The organism is Stenotrophomonas sp. YJH_SMC_73, from assembly GCF_059370155.1.
Genome location: NZ_JCAFTJ010000003.1, coordinates 292,511 through 306,971 on the forward strand (window position 1 = coordinate 292,511; position 14,461 = coordinate 306,971).

Here is a 14,461-nt window from a genome sequence, read left to right on the forward strand (position 1 = left end):
CCTCTATAGACAGCGGGCTGCGACGACTGCCCACGGTTTTTTCATGTTTTTTTCATGCGACCGGTTCGTCCATGTTCCGCGGGTGCTTCACCACAGCAGCAATGCACCACCGGGCAAGCGCTGCACGCGCAGTCCCGCCTGCGCGGCCACGGCGACGATGGCCGTGTCCGGTTGCTGCAGGTGGAACAGGCCACTGACCCGTATGCGTGCGCCCTGCCCGCCCAGTACCCAGACCGGGGCACGACGGTAGCGCGCCAGGTCGGTGATGGCCTGCGCAGCGGGCAGATCGTCGATGACCACCTCACCGCGACGCCACGGCGCCATGCTCTCCGGATCTTCCAGCTGCGCCGGCTGCAGCCAGTGCCCGTCACGGAACGCGCGTGCCTGTCCGGCATGCAGGCGCTGCACGCTGCCATCGCCCGGGCGCACATCGACCACACCCGCGCTGACCTGGGTGGTGACCGTGGTATCCAGCATCGACACGCTGAAGGCAGTGCCGATGTCACGGACCAGGCCGCCCGCTGCCTCGACCTGGAACGGGCGAGCCTCGTGCGCTACCTGGAACCAGGCCTGGCCGCGCAGCAGGCGCAGGTGGCGCTGCCGGTCATCGAACGAAAGTGCCAGCGCGGTGCCGGCATCGAGTACCGCCGTGCTGCCATCGGCCAGCTGCACCACTCGTGGCGCATCGCTGCTGCGCACATCACTGCGCGCCAGCAGCAACGCATGCGGAGCGGCCGCGACCATCAGCACCACGGCCGCAGCCGATGCCAGCAGCCACGGCAGGCGACGGCGCGGTGCGATCGGCCGCAGCCCCTGGCGGTCGGCGGTCAGCTCGGGCAGCGCGGCCAGCACCTCGGGCCCAGCAGCGTCCAACCGCTGCCAGAAGGCCTGCTGCTGGCGCCAGGCCAGCGCATGGCGCGGATCGGACTGCAGCCAGCGCTGCAGGGTGCGTTGCTGGCGTTCCGGCAACGGGCCTGCACTGCACCGTATCACCCAGCGCAACGCCTGCCTGGCCTGACGCGGCGAGGGTTCGGACGTGGTCATGGTTGTGGCCTGCCGCACCGCGAATGGGTGCGCTTTCCTGTTGTGACAACGGCGGGCACGATCTGCCCACGGCAATCGCCGCTCATCGGCCCATTCCCCGCTGCTGTTGCTGGATCAGCAGCGCTGCGCGCAGCACATGCTTGCCGACCAGGCTCTTGGAGATCCCCAGGCGCGCGGCAATCTCGCGTTCGCTCAGGCCCAGGTAGCGGTTGAGCACGAAGCACTCGCGTACCTGGGCCGGCAGGGCCAGGATGGTCTGGGTGATCTCGCGCAGCTGCGCCTGGTCCAGCGCCTGCGCCTCGCCGTCGTGGCCTGCCTCGGCCATGCCGGTGGCGTACTCGGCCATGGCGCGCCGCTCGCGGGCGTCGGCCTGGCTGCGGTTGAGCGCGTGGTGGTAGGCCATCCGGTACAGATAACCGCGCGGCTCCAGGATCGGTGGATCACCGGGCACGCTGCTGGCCTTCAGGTAGAGGTTCTGCAGGGTGTCCTCGGTGCTGGCCGGGTCGAGGTAGCGCGCGACGAAGCGGGACAACGCACGGCGCTCGCGGATCAGCAGCTCGACCAGCGCCAGGGCATTGGGAGACATAGGTGCCAAGGCCGGACCGGGGAATGATGGGCGTGATGGCGACGGTCCGGACGTGGATTGTGGGCTGCGGGGCCGCAGGCGGCAAGCCGCGCCACGAAAGCATCATCGACGCATGGCGTGGATGGAGGATCTACGGTTCCTCCAGCGCCTCGAAGCGTTCGGCGAGGTAGTCGATCAGCGCACGCACCGCAGGCAACAGGCCGCGTCGCGACGGGAACACCGCGTGCACGATGCCGTGCTTGGGCACCCACTCCGGCAGTACCGGCACCAGCGCGCCACTGGCCAGCTCGTCGCTGATCATCATCCGCGGCAGCATCAGCAGGCCCACCCCGGCCACCGCGGCGGTGCGCAACGCGATCATGTCATCGCTGACCAGCCGCGGGCGATGGTGCACGCTGGCCAGCACATCGCCCGGCCCGGTGTACTCCCAGGCATGCTGCTGGCTGGGCGATGCCAGATCCACGGTCGGCATCATCGCCAGGTCGGCCGGCACCTGCGGCATGCCCAGCCGCTGCAGCAGCGCCGGGCTGGCACTGGTGCACCAGACCCGGCGCGCCAGCACGCGTACCACCAGGTCACTGTCCTCCAGCGGCGGCGGCCGCACGCGGATCGCCACGTCCACACCCTCGCCCACCACATCGACGCGCCGGTTGGTGGCGTCCAGCTGCACCGTCACCTGCGGGTGCAGGGCCAGGAAATCGGCCAGCATCGTGCCAATGCGCGCGTGCAGTATCGCGATCGGGCACGCCAGGCGGATGGTGCCGCGCGGCTCGGCACGTGACATCGCAATGGCTTCCTCGGCCGCTTCGGCTTCGACCAGCATGGCCTTGCAGTGGCGGTAGTAGTCCTGGCCGACCTCGGTGACCGAGAAACGCCGGGTCGAACGCTGGATCAGGCGCACGCCCAACCGTTCCTCCAGCAGCGCGATGCGCCGGCTCAGTTTCGACTTCGGCATCGCCAGCGCCCGGCCGGCCTGCGAGAAGCCGCCATGCTCGACCACCATGGCGAAGTAGAACAGGTCGTTGAGGTCACAACGGCGGATATCTGCGATGAACACGGGGCGATCTCCTGCGGCCACGGCCTGCAGACATTGTTCACCAGATAGGACTATGACGGCAAATACTGGCGTCTACCGGCCTTATTGTCACGGCGATATCGTCTTCGCAACGAAGAACAGCGGCCGGCAGCCCCGGCCAGGAGATCGCCATGAAGCGTGTCACCGGTACCTACAGCGCCCCCCGCCCGCACTGGGTGGGCGACGGATTCCCCGCCCGCTCGATGTTTTCCTACAACACCCACGGCCAGCACCTCAGCCCGTTCCTGCTGCTGGATTACGCCGGCCCGTACACCTTCGCCCCCAGCAATACGCCGCGTGGCGTCGGCCAGCATCCGCATCGCGGATTCGAGACCGTCACCATCGTCTATGAGGGTGAGGTCGCCCACCGCGATTCGACCGGGGCCGGCGGCACCATCGGCCCGGGTGACGTGCAGTGGATGACGGCTGCCTCCGGCATCCTCCACGAGGAATTCCACACGCCGGAATTCAGCAGGCGCGGCGGCACGCTGGACATGGTCCAGCTGTGGGTGAACCTGCCGGCGCGCGACAAGATGGGCGCACCGGGCTACCAGACCCTGCTCGACGCAGAGATTCCCTCGGTGGATCTGCCCGATGGCGCCGGCCGCGTGCGGGTCATCGCCGGCCGCTTCCACGGTCATGCCGGCCCGGCGCGCACCCACACGCCGATGGATGTCTGGGACATCCGCCTGCAGCAGGGCCACCACACCGACCTGCCGGTGGCCGAGGGCCGCACGCTGGCGCTTGTGGTGCTGAAGGGCACGGTGCGGATCAACGGCGGCCAGCCGGTCGGCGAAGCGCAGCTGGTCACCTTCGACCGCAGCGGCGAGGACGTGTTCGTCGACGCCGACAGCGACGCCACCGTACTGCTGCTCAGCGGTGAGCCGATCGACGAGCCGGTGGTGGGCTATGGCCCGTTCGTGATGAACAGCCAGGCCGAGATCGCGCAGGCGGTCAACGACTTCAACAGCGGCCGCTTCGGCCAGATCGCGCACTGATCGTTTCAAAGCGGCGGGCGATGGCCCGCCGCACCGTCCGGGCCATCGCCCGCTTTTTCCAGGAGACTGACCATGAGTACCCCCGCCAACTTCAACGGTGCCCGCCCGGTGATCGATCCGGACAACACCGCGATGCTGCTGATCGACCATCAGAGCGGCCTGTTCCAGACCATCGGTGACATGCCGTTCACCCGCGTGCGCGCCCACGCCACCGCGCTGGCCAGGATGGCCACGCTGGCAAAGATGCCGGTGATCACCACTGCCTCTGTTCCGCAGGGCCCGAACGGCCCGCTGATCCCGGAGATCCACGACGCAGCCCCGCATGCCCGGTACGTGGCGCGCAAGGGCGAGATCAACGCCTGGGACAACCCGGAATTCGTTGCCGCGGTGAAGGCCACTGGCCGCAGGCAGCTGATCATTGCCGGCACCATCACCAGCGTGTGCATGGCCTTCCCGTCCATTGCCGCCGTTGCCGATGGCTATCAGGTGTTCGCGGTCATCGATGCCTCGGGCACCTATTCGAAGATGGCCGAGGAGATCACCCTGGCCCGGGTGGTGCAGGCCGGCGTGGTGCCGATGGACACCGCCGCGGTGGCCTCGGAGATCCAGCGCAGCTGGAACCGCGACGATGCCCAGCAGTGGGCCGAGGTCTACACGAAGATCTTCCCGAACTACCAGCTGCTGATCGAAAGCTACCTGAAGGCGCAGGACGTGCAGAAGAACCACGAGCCGCTGGATTCGCAGCGCAGCTGAGCGCGCAAGACGGTACAGTCCAACGCGTCGGGCACCGCTCGACGCTACAGAGGAGATCCCCATGGCCTACGCACGCATTGTTTCGACCGCCGACAATTACCTGCACCACATCAGCAATGGCAGCTTCGATGTGGATGCGGACGAGCCTGCCTCGTTGGGCGGCCAGGGCAAGGGCTTCGCGCCGTTCGACCTGTACCTGGCCTCGCTGGCGGCGTGCACCGCCATCACCCTGCGCATGTACGCGCAGCGCAAGGGCTGGGACCTGGGCGAGTTCCATGCCGAGCTGCGCTCGGAACGTGACGAGGACGGACGCCTCCACGTGCACCGCGTGCTGCATGCCAGTGCCGAGCTGAGCGATGCGCAGTGGCAGCGATTGCTGGAGGTGGTGGAAAAGACCCCGGTGACCCTGGTGATGCGCGAAGGTGCACGCATCACCAGTGAGCTTGGGGCGGCGGCGTAACAGAGGGCTCAGCGCCGTGAATGCAGCACCGTGCGCTGGCGCATCGCGTTGAATTCCTGCTCCACCTGCTGGATGTCTTCGGCCTGGAACCCGGCGGCATCCAGCAGCTGGTCGGCGGCAGCGGCCGCCAGCGGATCATCGTCACGCTGGCGCCAGCAGCGCGCCGGCAGGAAGTAGCCCACTTCGCTGCGCCCGCGCATGATCACCACCGGCCGGCCCGCGTACAGCAGGAACTCGGCCAGGTGCTGGCGCAGGCCCTCCACGGAAACATAGGCCGGTCCAACACCCAGCATCTGGCTGGACGGTTCGGGACTCTCGAACAGCTTGCGACGGCTCATCCACTCCTCCTTTTGAACAACGCGTGGTCTCCTTTCCCTAGACGGGCGCATCGCTGCGCCCCCGCCACGCACTACGTGATCCGCATCACGCCGTCACTCAGAAGCCGGTATTGAACTCCAGCTGGAACACGTCGATCGACAGCGGCGCACCGGACACTTCCTTGGCCGCCATCCACTTGCCGCTGATCCAGCTGCGCGCATCCAGCGCGTAGGCACCGCCCACGTAGTAGCCGCGGGCGTTGGTGCCGCCGAGGTGGAAGTTCGGATCGTTGTAGGCATCCGGCAGCGCATCGGCCTCGATGTGCTTGTAGCCCAGCAGCGCCTGCCACTGGCCCTTCTCCTTCAGCTCGGTGGCACCGAAGGTGGCCTGCAGCATCCATGCCGTGTCGCCGCTGCGGAAGGTGTCGATGCTGGCGGCACCACCGGCACCGTAGTTGTTGACGATGCCGTTGTTGGCGCGACTGAACATCGCCTGCTTGTCATAGGCCAGGTTGCGGATGTAGTCGCCTTCAAGGCGCAGGCCGACGTCCTGGGCCAGCTGCGTATCCCAGCGCAGGTTCAGCGTGGCCAGGCGGAATGCCGAGGCCAGGCCGACATACTGCGGGGTGGGCGTATTGGCCGGATCCAGCGGATTGCGCGCGATGTCGCGGATCAGCATCAGGGTGTTGCCCTTCTGCATGAACGCCGGACGCGACCAGTCGGTGTCGCAGCCCACCGCGCCCGCATACAGCGCGCACGGCGAGGACAGGCGGCCGCTGATGTTCCTGAAGTCGTAGTAACCCAGTGCCGCGCGCAGCGCGTTGTCGTCATTGAAGCGCCAGTTCACGCCCACCTGCGCCCCGGACAGCCACTTGTTCTCGTTCGGGGTCTTGACCCGGCTCTGGCTGGGCGCGCTGTCGGAGGTGTATTCCAGCGGTACCACCGCCAGGTTGCCGAACAGGCCGAGGTCGCCGCCGTCGAAGTCGTACTTCAGGTTGGCGGCCAGGCCATCGAAGTTGAGGTCGTTGGAGAACAGCGTGTCGCTGGTCCAGAACGGATTGCCGAAGCGGCCGCCGCGCACCGTCACCCAGTCGGCCGGGCTGTAGGCCAGCCATGCCTGGTCCAGCCATACATCCTTCTTGCTCAGGCCGCCACCCAGCTGCTCGGTGGTCGACACCGGGCCATTGCTGCTGCCGCTGGCCAGGCGCACACCGGCCGTGGTGTGCTGGCCGATGGTCGCCTCGATGCCCAGGCGGGCGCGGATGCGCCACAGGTTGCGGCGGTCCTGGCGGGTGTTCAGCAGTGGTGGCAGCTGCAGGTTGGTGTTGGTGTTGGTGTCGAAGCCGTTGCCGGAATTGATCGACGACCAGTTGCTCACGATATCGCTGTTGCGTTCGGAGAAGAAGCGCGATTCGCTGCGCACGCGCATGTCACCGGTGACCTTGATGCGCTTGGTCCACTCAGCCACTTCGTTCGGTGCCGCCCAGCCCTCGGACCTGGCCTGCGCCATCACGTCCTGGCGTACTTCGTCACGGATGCCGTCGCGCACGCTCTGCGGCACGTAGGGCACGCGCACGTCGCCGGCCTCCAGGGCGACACCGCCACTGGCGGCCGAGGTCGCGGTGGCTGCGCTGCGCTGGGCGGCCGCCGCTTCGGCCTCGGCCTGCACCAGCAATGCCTGGCCATCTTCGGGTTTCAGTGCGCCGCTGGCGATAAGGCCCTTGATCAGCTTGACCATGGTGGTTTCGGCGGCCATCGCACCGGCCGGGGCGGCCAGGCTGAGCAGCACGGCGCAGCACAGCAGCGCCCGTCGGGCCGGCCGCGGGCGGCGGGAATCGGTTCGTGCGCGGACGTGGTCGTTCATCACGGTTCTCATCGAAAGAAGGGAAATCACGGAGGTCGGGAATCAGGCCCCGGGCCGGCGGCCCTGGATCAGGACGCGGGCGGGGAAATCAAGCGACGGTGGGGGTGCCTGGTCGACCTTGCCGATGCGGCGCAGTGCATCGAGCACGGCCGCGTCGGCCTCCTCGTTGCCACTGCCACGCACCAGCTCGACCTTTTCCAGGCGGCCATCGCTGGCCAGCCACACATTCACCTGCAGCTGGAACGCCAGGCGCTTGACCTTGTCGTCGCGCGAGATTGCCTGCTGCATCAGGTAGCCGAGGTAGCGCCCATAGGTGGCATTGCCGGCACCGCCGCGACCGACGCCGGACGAACCGCCACCACTGCCGGACTGGATGCCGAAGTTGTCACCGCCGGCCTGCGCATCGGCGTTCATCGTCACCGGATCGGCATTGTCCGGAGTCGGTGCCGGCTCTTCAGCCGGCGTCGGCTGCTCCAGCGGCTCCGGTTCGGGCATCGCCTCCTCCGGCGGCGTTTCCGGCTCCGGCGGCTTTTCCGGCGGCGGCGGGGGTGGCGGAGGCGCTGGCGGCAGCGCCAGCATCGGCGGCTGCACCACCGGCCGGCGGGTGCTGGCGGTGTCCTTGAACAGCATCCACCACACGGCGATGCCGAGCACCAGCAACGCGGCCAGCACCAGCGCGACAGTCACCAGCAGCTGGCGACCGCGCATGCCGGGCTCCGGCCGAGGGGGTTGATGGGCCGTCATGCCTCAGCCCTGCGCCTTGCCGGTGACCAGACCGACCTGGGCGAGCTCCAGGCGCCGCAGCAGGTCCAGCACCTCGACCACGCGGGCGTACTGCACCTGCGCGTCACCGCGCACGATCACCGGGAAATCCGGCGTGGTCGCGCGCTCGGTGCGCAGGCGGTCTTCCAGCTCCGCCATCGTCACCGGGTAGGCATCCAGAAACACCTGGCCACTGGGGTCGATGGTGATCGCCTTGGTCTTGGGCTTCTCCAGCGCGACGCTGTTGCTGGCCTTCGGCAGGTTGACCTCGATGCCGGGGATGGAAGCGTTGCTGGTCAGGATGAAGATCACCAGCACCACCAGCAGCACATCGACGAAGGGCGTCACGTTGATGCCCTTCTCGCGCTTCTTGATGCCGAACTTCGCCTTCTGGCCCATGGCGCGCCCCTCAGCCCTGGACCGCGGCCGGGCCGCGCCCGTCCTGCTCTTCGGCCAGGCGCGCGGCGAATTCGTCGATGAACACCGCCATGTCCGCACCAATCGCTTCGGCACGCGCGCCCAGGTAGTTGTAGCCGAACAGCGCCGGGATCGCGACGCCGAGGCCGGCGGCGGTACACAGCAACGCCGCGGCCATGCCCGGTGCCACCGAGTTGATGTCCACCGCGCCGGCCATTGCCGCAACCACGAACACCAGCATGATGCCGATCACGGTGCCGAACAGGCCCACGTAGGGCGCGCCTTCGATGGTGGTCGACAACCAGTTCATGCGCCGCGCCATCGCTTCCTGCTCGCGCACCATCACTGCATCCATCGAGGCGCGGATCGCCGCGATGGTGGCACCACTGAGGTAACCGCTGTTGCCATCGCGCTGGTGGCGTTGCTGCATTTCATCGATGGCCACCTGGTAGATGCGCCACAACGAGCCATCGTGCATGGCGGTCGGCGCCCTGCCCTGGCGGTCCATGTCGGACAGGGTGCGCAGCGGTACGCCGGACAGCTTGCCGAAGCTCTCGGTGAACACGGCATTGGCCTTGCTGGTACGGCCGAAGTGGCGGCTCTTGGCGATCATGATCGCCCACGACAGCAGCATCATCAGGCCGAGGATGGCGACCACCACCCAGGCATCGAACGGCATCGCCTTGAGGATGAAGGCGAAGTGGCTCTGCCCGGCGGACTGCTCGTCGGCGCCGTAGCTGACCAGGCGCGAGTCGGCGCCCTGAGCGGTGGCGTCGGCCAGCAGCAGCGCGGCCGGGCGTGCCACCCGCGAAATGCGCAACTCGTCCAGGGCACCTTCGAAGTTGGCCAGCGGCTGCGCGGCGCCCGGCGCATCGGCGCCGACCACCGGCGCGGTGGCCAGCGCCGGCAGCGCACCGCTCAGCTGGGCAGCTACGCGCCCATTGAGGTACAGCTGCAACGCGCCCTTCTCTGCCGTCAGTGCAACATGCGCCCACTGCCCTTCCGGAATCGGTTGCGCCGGCGTGCTGCGCTGGCCATTGAGCTGCACGAACGGCACGCGGTTCTCGATGCCCAGCACCAGTTCGGAAGCACCATCACGGCGGGCGTAGATTGCTTGAGCCGCATTGTTGCTGCCCGGCTTGATCCAGGCCGAAACGGTGAGCGGCGCGCCCGCTTCCTGCGCCAGCGACGCGCTGGCCGGCAGCGGCAGCGGGCCGGCGCCCAGCTGCACGCCGCGGCCGATCACCGCGCCTTCCGACGGCGGCACCACCGCACCGGCATTGTTGCCATAGGCGGTGGTGTCGCGTGCCGGCGCATTGGCCTCGGCAAAGTGATAGACCAGCGTGTAGTCCGGATCGAACACCTGCTGGCCGTTGCCGCTGGCCGGGGCTTTTTCATTGCCGTAGTACATCCAGATGGTCTGCGGCGCGGCGGCACTGACCGCCGGCAGGTCCACCCAGACCAGGGCCAGGCCCAGCGTGGGATCGAACTGCTCGATCTGGTGGGCCAGCACGGTACGGCCATCACCCGAGACGAAGCGAAGGTCGTTGCCCGCATCCTGGGTGCCGTCGAAGCCGAAGTTGCCGGTATGCAGCCGCAGCAGCAGTGGCGTGCGGCCCGGGTCACCGGCCAGGCCCGCGCCCTGCGGGCCGGCGTCGACGGTGATCGGCTTGCGGTATTTCCATTCGGCCTGCCACCAATTGGCATCGGCCGCAGCCGCCGGCAACGCAACCAGCGCGGCCAGCAGCAGCAATACTCGGGAAAGCAAACGGTCCATGCGAAGGGTCTCCGGAGAACGCATGTTCAAGGGAAGGGTCAGTAGCTGGTGCTGATGTTGAAATGCAGGCGCGGGTCGTCCTTGCGCGTGACCGGGCCATCGGCATAAGGCCAGGCGTAGTCCAGGCGCAGTTGCAGGTGTTCACCCAGGCGCAGCTGCGTGCCCAGGCCGACCGAGGCCAGGTTGTACTTGTCACGCTGCTCGGGCAGCGGCCGGCGCAGGCGCAGGTAGGCCGCGTCGGCGAAGCTGTAGACACGCAGATCGGTGCCGCTCCACAGCGACCACGCCGGGGTGCGCCATTCCAGGCTGGCCAGGCCGCCGTAGTCGCCGATCGCCTCGGCCGACAGGTAGCCACGCACGGTGTACATGCCGCCAGCAGCGAACTGCTCGGCCGACACCAGTGGCGCATCGGTTACCTGCAGCGAGCCACGCGCATACCACTGCCAGTCATTGCTGAAGGTGTGGGTGTTGGCCACGTCGGCCTTGAAGGCCACGAAGCTCGGGTCAGCCCAGTAGCGCTTCTGCCCGAACGCGGTGGCGTCGCTGCCGTAACCGAACAGGCGGCGGGTACCGGCCACCAGCTGGGTGTTGATGCTCAGCTGATCCTGCTCGCCCTGGCGCACGCCGACGAAGGCCAGGGTGATCGGCGCATACTTCAACGGTGTCTTCAGGCTGTCCTTGCCCATCTGCGTGTCTTCCTCGGTGTCCTTGAAATCCACACCGAGACTGAGCTGGCGCCACCACTGGCTGCTGCCGGCAAGGCGGTAGTTGAGCTTGAGGCCGATCGAATGGCCGTTGCCGATCACGTTGGTGCCGGTGCCGGTACCGACCTGCCCGCCTGCATTCAACACGCGGCTGTCGGATCTGTAGCCGGAGGCTTCCAGGCTCCAAGGCGTGCCTTCGAACGGCATCGTGTACGAGGCCGAGAACACCTTGGCCTGCTTTGTATCTTCCGGCGCCAGGTACACGCCGATGTTGGCGCTGTGCCCGCGCTTCCACAGGTTGTCGTAGGCCAGCGACGCACTCAGGCGCAGCTTCTCGGTGTCGGCACTGTGGTCGTTGTTGAGTGACGCGCTGGCACGCCACGGCGACTTCTCCTCGACCTGCAGGTCCACATCCATCGTGCCCGGCACCTGGCCTTCGCGCACCAGCGGCATCACCTGGCGACGCCCGCCTTCGTTCAGTGCGGTCAGTTCCTTCTGGGCCTGGTCGAAGTCCGGCACCTTGCCCTCGGCCAGTGCCGGTACGCGATCGCGTATGCGGTCGGGCGATTCGTGGCGGGTGCCGACCACGCGCAGCCGGCCGATCGGCGTCTGCTGCACCTTCAGCAGCACCACGCCGCCACTGACCTGCTGCTCGGGGAGTTCGACGTAGACCGACTGGTAGCCCGCCTGCTGGTACAGCGCGTGGACCGCATCGCGCGCCTTCTCGACATCGGCCAGGGTCCTGCCCGGGCCGAGGAACGGCTCTACCGCCCGTTCGATCTGACGCGGATCGAGCACGGTGTTGCCGCGCACGATGTATTCATTGATGTTCACGCTGGGCGCAGGCGCTGCCTCCTGCGCGAACAATGGCAGCGGCATCGCGGCCAGCGCCAGCACCAGCGGATGCAGGCGCAACGGAAAGCGGACGGCTCGGCACGGAACAGGAGTCATCGAAGGCATCGCGTCGTATCGGAGGGAGTGGCCAGGGAGCGGCGCGTGGGTCTACCAACAGGACGTGCACGTCGCGTCAAAACCGCCACCAGTTTTGTGACAGCACTGTCATCTTGTGACAGCGCCAGAGCACTCGCCGGCGTAGACTGCCCTCGCCACACGTCTTCATTGCAGAGCGTCGGTTGTTGCAGGAGATTCGAGATGAGTGAGCCATTGAAGGCGGGCCTTCGCCCTGCCCTCGCCCTTGCCTTGTTGCTGGCGTTGCCATCGGCCTGGGCCGGAGAGGCGAAGAAGCAGGACGGTGCTGCGCCGTGCATCGAAGTACAGGTCAACGGCGAGCGCATCCCCGCGTGGGAATGCCTGCAACGCAGGCTGGCGCCGGCGCCGAAATCGGCGAAGTCAGCGGCGCTGCCGGATGCCGAACGCCTGATGCGGCAGCCCGGCAACCAGCTGATGCAGTACAACCTGGAAGGCACGCGGCAACGCATGGGCGATGCCTTCGGGCGGTCCGTGGTACCGCAGCGTCCGGCGCGATGAACCCATGCATCTGCAGAGCCGAGCCCACGCCCGGCTGCGCCTGCACACCGTTCAACAGCCATGCAGAGGCAGCCGAGCGCGGGCTCGGCTCTACCGAGCGCCGCCCTGCGGAGCGGCCGGCACGATGCCATCGTTCGGCACCGGTGGCAGCGCGGGCACCGGCAGGCTGCGCGATTGCCCAGCCTGGTTCAGTTCCACCGCGTTGGCGCTGATGCTGGCCAGCACCGTACAGGGCCCCAGCCGCTGGCCGGGCGCGTAAGCCTCCGGCGGGCGTCCATCCACCGACAACAGGGCCAGGGGCGCGTGGTCACCCGCCATCACACCCAGCACGACCACCTCGGTCTGCACCGCACCGGGCGACAGCAGCCGCACCAGCGGCAGACTGGCCACCGCATCGAACAGCGGCCGGGCCGGCGCATCGGCATGCGCTTCGCTGGCCGCCGCCGCAGGCGCCACCGCAGACAGGGTGACGCTCCAATAGGCCACCACCGCCAGCAGCAGGGTGGCCGCCAGCAGGGTCAACATCCGATTGCGATCCCAGCGCCTGCCATCCATGTTCCGCACCATCGCCACGTTCGTGTCCGCCCACGCTAGCAGCCGCCGCTGACGCTTTTGTTTCATCATGCGGGCCTACGCTGGCAGGCATCGACCTGGACAGGAGGCAACGTCGATGCAGCACGTGCGGCGTGGTTTCACCCTGCTGGAACTGATGGTGGTGCTGGTGATCATCGGCATCTGCACGGCGGGCATCGGCCTGGGCCTGGGCAGCCTGCTCGACCCCGCGCGCCAGCTGCGGCAGGAGGCCGAACGACTGGCGCAGCGCCTGCAGGTGGCGCGCGACGAGGCCCGCATCGATGGCCGCCCCCTGCGCTGGCAGGCCGACGCCGCCGGCTACCGGTTCAGCAGGCGCGAAGGCACCCGCTGGGTGGACGTGCAACGCGACGACCTGCTGCGCCCACAGTCATGGCAACCGGCCGGCATCGTGGTGCAGCCGGCCACCCCGGTTGAACTGAGCCCGGAGTGGATCGGCGTGGCATGGGAACTGACGTTGTCGTTGCAGGGCCGCCAGCTGCGTCTTCGTGACGATGGCAGCGGACAGTTGCAGGTCGTGCAGTGAAGCGGAACATGCGCGGATTCACCTTGATCGAAGTGCTGATCGCACTGGCGATCGTTTCGATTGCGCTGGCTGCGGTCATGCGCTCGGTCGCGGTGGCCACCGACGATCAGTCACGCCTGCGCGACCGTCGCCTGGCGCTGCTGTGCGCGCAGGACCGCTGGCAGGAGCTGCGCCTGGCCGGGCAGCCGCCGCAGGATGCACGGCTGCGCTGCGTGCAGGGGCGAAGCAGTTTCCTGGTGCTGCAGCATATCGGCTCGGGGGGTGACGGACAGCCGCAACTGGAACTCAGCGTGGCTGCCGAAGATGCACCGCGGCAGTCGCTGGCGCGGATGCAGCTGCCGTGGACCGCGGCGCAATGAAGCGTACCGCAGCAGGCTTCACCCTTATCGAGGTGATGATCGCGATCACCATCATGGGCGTGCTGGCGCTGATCTGCTGGCGAGCGCTCGACAGCGTGGCCAGCAGCGACCAGCGCCTGCGCCGGGCCGATGCCGAGACCACGACGGCACTGCGCGTGCTGCAGCAGTTCCAGCGCGATATCGAGATGCGTGCCGACGATGCGCTGATGAACGGCGCGGTGCGCCCGGCGGATCGTCCGCAGCGACTGTTGCCGCCTTCGCTGGTGGGCGAACGGCACCCGGATGGCAGCTTTGCGCTGGAAATCACCCGCAGCGTCGACAGTGATGGGCTGCGCTGGCAGCGGGTGCGCTGGTGGCGGCAAGGCAACACGCTGTGGCGCGCCAGCGGTACGGCGACGGACCGCTATCCCCTGCCCGCGCCGGTTCCTTCGGAAGGCATTGCAGTGGCAAAGGATGTGCAGCGGTTCGAGGTGCGCGCCTGGCAGCCCGGGGCCGGCTGGGCGATGCTGCCGAGCGAGGGCGAGGTGCTGCCGGCCACCGGGCTGGAACTGCGGCTGGGCCTGCGTGACGGGCGTGGACCGCTGGGCTACCGGCGCGTGCTGGAGCTTTAGGATTCCTCCCAGGCAAAGCACCCACGCATGGCGTGGATCTACTGCCGAGCGGCTTCTACTGCCCGGCCTGCCCTGGTGGGTGCCGACCGTTGGTCGGCACTGAGGCTGGTCCGGGCATCCGCGCATGCC

Annotated in this window: 17 protein-coding genes; 7 read left to right on the forward strand and 10 right to left on the reverse strand. The window is 68.1% G+C overall.

Translation table 11 applies throughout. The annotated features are described in order from the left end of the window. Nucleotides 1-87: 87 nt before the first annotated feature. From AC5P8R_RS06675 to AC5P8R_RS06685, 3 genes are all read right to left on the reverse strand, one after another. Nucleotides 88-1,044, reverse strand: a complete 957-nt coding sequence (locus AC5P8R_RS06675) for a FecR family protein (protein ID WP_049439509.1) — start codon at nt 1,042-1,044, stop codon at nt 88-90. Nucleotides 1,045-1,126: 82 nt separating this feature from the next. Then, nucleotides 1,127-1,630 carry an RNA polymerase sigma factor gene (locus AC5P8R_RS06680; RefSeq protein ID WP_014647349.1) on the reverse strand — a complete coding sequence of 168 codons (504 nt, stop codon included), beginning with the start codon at nt 1,628-1,630 and terminating at the stop codon, nt 1,127-1,129. A gap of 130 nt (nt 1,631-1,760) precedes the next feature. Beyond that, on the reverse strand, nt 1,761-2,687 hold the full coding sequence (locus AC5P8R_RS06685; RefSeq protein WP_495223149.1) for a LysR family transcriptional regulator: 927 nt from the start codon (nt 2,685-2,687) through the stop codon (nt 1,761-1,763). Nucleotides 2,688-2,836: 149 nt separating this feature from the next. Here AC5P8R_RS06685 and AC5P8R_RS06690 point away from each other — a divergent pair, with 149 nt between their 5' ends. The 3 genes from AC5P8R_RS06690 (at nt 2,837) to AC5P8R_RS06700 (ending at nt 4,916) form a co-directional block, all read left to right on the forward strand. Next, nucleotides 2,837-3,703, forward strand: a complete 867-nt coding sequence (locus AC5P8R_RS06690) for a pirin family protein (protein WP_014647351.1) — start codon at nt 2,837-2,839, stop codon at nt 3,701-3,703. 72 nt (nt 3,704-3,775) lie between these two features. After that, nucleotides 3,776-4,456, forward strand: coding sequence for a hydrolase (locus AC5P8R_RS06695; protein ID WP_126412391.1), 681 nt, complete (start codon nt 3,776-3,778; stop codon nt 4,454-4,456). 61 nt (nt 4,457-4,517) lie between these two features. Beyond that, nucleotides 4,518-4,916 (forward strand): OsmC family protein, encoded by a 399-nt coding sequence (locus tag AC5P8R_RS06700; protein ID WP_495223151.1) that lies wholly within the window; start codon nt 4,518-4,520, stop codon nt 4,914-4,916. A gap of 8 nt (nt 4,917-4,924) precedes the next feature. On the opposite strand, the gene AC5P8R_RS06705 is transcribed toward AC5P8R_RS06700, so the two are convergent. From AC5P8R_RS06705 to AC5P8R_RS06730, 6 genes are all read right to left on the reverse strand, one after another. Then, a complete protein-coding gene (locus AC5P8R_RS06705) occupies nt 4,925-5,254 on the reverse strand; it encodes a hypothetical protein (protein WP_005409871.1) in 330 nt (109 codons plus the stop codon). Nucleotides 5,255-5,351: 97 nt separating this feature from the next. Continuing rightward, nucleotides 5,352-7,097, reverse strand: a complete 1,746-nt coding sequence (locus AC5P8R_RS06710) for a putative porin (protein WP_169412803.1) — start codon at nt 7,095-7,097, stop codon at nt 5,352-5,354. A gap of 42 nt (nt 7,098-7,139) precedes the next feature. Further along, nucleotides 7,140-7,805: a cell envelope integrity protein TolA gene (tolA, locus tag AC5P8R_RS06715; RefSeq protein WP_329890562.1), complete on the reverse strand. Its 666-nt coding sequence runs from the start codon at nt 7,803-7,805 to the stop codon at nt 7,140-7,142. A 39-nt stretch (nt 7,806-7,844) separates the two neighbouring features. Further along, complete coding sequence (locus tag AC5P8R_RS06720) at nt 7,845-8,258, reverse strand: ExbD/TolR family protein (RefSeq protein ID WP_005409874.1); 414 nt, start codon at nt 8,256-8,258, stop codon at nt 7,845-7,847. Nucleotides 8,259-8,268: 10 nt separating this feature from the next. Then, on the reverse strand, nt 8,269-10,053 hold the full coding sequence (locus AC5P8R_RS06725) for a DUF2341 domain-containing protein (protein WP_014647356.1): 1,785 nt from the start codon (nt 10,051-10,053) through the stop codon (nt 8,269-8,271). A gap of 38 nt (nt 10,054-10,091) precedes the next feature. Then, complete coding sequence (locus AC5P8R_RS06730) at nt 10,092-11,708, reverse strand: ShlB/FhaC/HecB family hemolysin secretion/activation protein (protein WP_495223153.1); 1,617 nt, start codon at nt 11,706-11,708, stop codon at nt 10,092-10,094. Between the two features lie 201 nt (nt 11,709-11,909). Here AC5P8R_RS06730 and AC5P8R_RS06735 point away from each other — a divergent pair, with 201 nt between their 5' ends. Next, nucleotides 11,910-12,245, forward strand: a complete 336-nt coding sequence (locus AC5P8R_RS06735) for a hypothetical protein (RefSeq protein ID WP_014647358.1) — start codon at nt 11,910-11,912, stop codon at nt 12,243-12,245. A gap of 90 nt (nt 12,246-12,335) precedes the next feature. On the opposite strand, the gene AC5P8R_RS06740 is transcribed toward AC5P8R_RS06735, so the two are convergent. Beyond that, entirely contained in the window at nt 12,336-12,812 is a 477-nt protein-coding gene (locus AC5P8R_RS06740; protein WP_014647359.1) for a general secretion pathway protein, read from the reverse strand. Nucleotides 12,813-12,915: 103 nt separating this feature from the next. On the opposite strand from AC5P8R_RS06740, the gene gspH reads away from it, so the two are divergent. From gspH to AC5P8R_RS06755, 3 genes are read left to right on the forward strand one after another with little or no spacing between them, the layout of a single operon-like run. Next, nucleotides 12,916-13,362 carry a type II secretion system minor pseudopilin GspH gene (gene gspH, locus AC5P8R_RS06745; protein ID WP_495223154.1) on the forward strand — a complete coding sequence of 149 codons (447 nt, stop codon included), beginning with the start codon at nt 12,916-12,918 and terminating at the stop codon, nt 13,360-13,362. A gap of 8 nt (nt 13,363-13,370) precedes the next feature. Beyond that, nucleotides 13,371-13,721, forward strand: a complete 351-nt coding sequence (gspI, locus tag AC5P8R_RS06750; RefSeq protein ID WP_204302090.1) for a type II secretion system minor pseudopilin GspI — start codon at nt 13,371-13,373, stop codon at nt 13,719-13,721. Then, entirely contained in the window at nt 13,718-14,332 is a 615-nt protein-coding gene (locus AC5P8R_RS06755) for a prepilin-type N-terminal cleavage/methylation domain-containing protein (protein ID WP_495223155.1), read from the forward strand. Before gspI ends, AC5P8R_RS06755 begins: the two co-directional genes overlap by 4 nt. Nucleotides 14,333-14,461: the final 129 nt, after the last annotated feature.

Excerpts from the sequence above, each read along its gene's own strand:
- AC5P8R_RS06695 (WP_126412391.1), top strand. The coding sequence starts at position 3,776 with ATGAGTACCCCCGCCAACTTCAACGGTGCCCGCCCGGTGATCGATCCG.
- gspH (WP_495223154.1), top strand. The coding sequence starts at position 12,916 with ATGCAGCACGTGCGGCGTGGTTTCACCCTGCTGGAACTGATGGTGGTG.
- AC5P8R_RS06710 (WP_169412803.1), bottom strand. The coding sequence starts at position 7,097 with ATGAACGACCACGTCCGCGCACGAACCGATTCCCGCCGCCCGCGGCCG.
- AC5P8R_RS06740 (WP_014647359.1), bottom strand. The coding sequence starts at position 12,812 with ATGGTGCGGAACATGGATGGCAGGCGCTGGGATCGCAATCGGATGTTG.
- AC5P8R_RS06700 (WP_495223151.1), top strand. The coding sequence starts at position 4,518 with ATGGCCTACGCACGCATTGTTTCGACCGCCGACAATTACCTGCACCAC.
- tolA (WP_329890562.1), bottom strand. The coding sequence starts at position 7,805 with ATGCGCGGTCGCCAGCTGCTGGTGACTGTCGCGCTGGTGCTGGCCGCG.
- AC5P8R_RS06725 (WP_014647356.1), bottom strand. The coding sequence starts at position 10,053 with ATGGACCGTTTGCTTTCCCGAGTATTGCTGCTGCTGGCCGCGCTGGTT.
- AC5P8R_RS06690 (WP_014647351.1), top strand. The coding sequence starts at position 2,837 with ATGAAGCGTGTCACCGGTACCTACAGCGCCCCCCGCCCGCACTGGGTG.
- AC5P8R_RS06680 (WP_014647349.1), bottom strand. The coding sequence starts at position 1,630 with ATGTCTCCCAATGCCCTGGCGCTGGTCGAGCTGCTGATCCGCGAGCGC.
- AC5P8R_RS06720 (WP_005409874.1), bottom strand. The coding sequence starts at position 8,258 with ATGGGCCAGAAGGCGAAGTTCGGCATCAAGAAGCGCGAGAAGGGCATC.
- AC5P8R_RS06735 (WP_014647358.1), top strand. The coding sequence starts at position 11,910 with ATGAGTGAGCCATTGAAGGCGGGCCTTCGCCCTGCCCTCGCCCTTGCC.
- gspI (WP_204302090.1), top strand. The coding sequence starts at position 13,371 with ATGCGCGGATTCACCTTGATCGAAGTGCTGATCGCACTGGCGATCGTT.
- AC5P8R_RS06755 (WP_495223155.1), top strand. The coding sequence starts at position 13,718 with ATGAAGCGTACCGCAGCAGGCTTCACCCTTATCGAGGTGATGATCGCG.
- AC5P8R_RS06730 (WP_495223153.1), bottom strand. The coding sequence starts at position 11,708 with ATGACTCCTGTTCCGTGCCGAGCCGTCCGCTTTCCGTTGCGCCTGCAT.
- AC5P8R_RS06675 (WP_049439509.1), bottom strand. The coding sequence starts at position 1,044 with ATGACCACGTCCGAACCCTCGCCGCGTCAGGCCAGGCAGGCGTTGCGC.
- AC5P8R_RS06705 (WP_005409871.1), bottom strand. The coding sequence starts at position 5,254 with ATGAGCCGTCGCAAGCTGTTCGAGAGTCCCGAACCGTCCAGCCAGATG.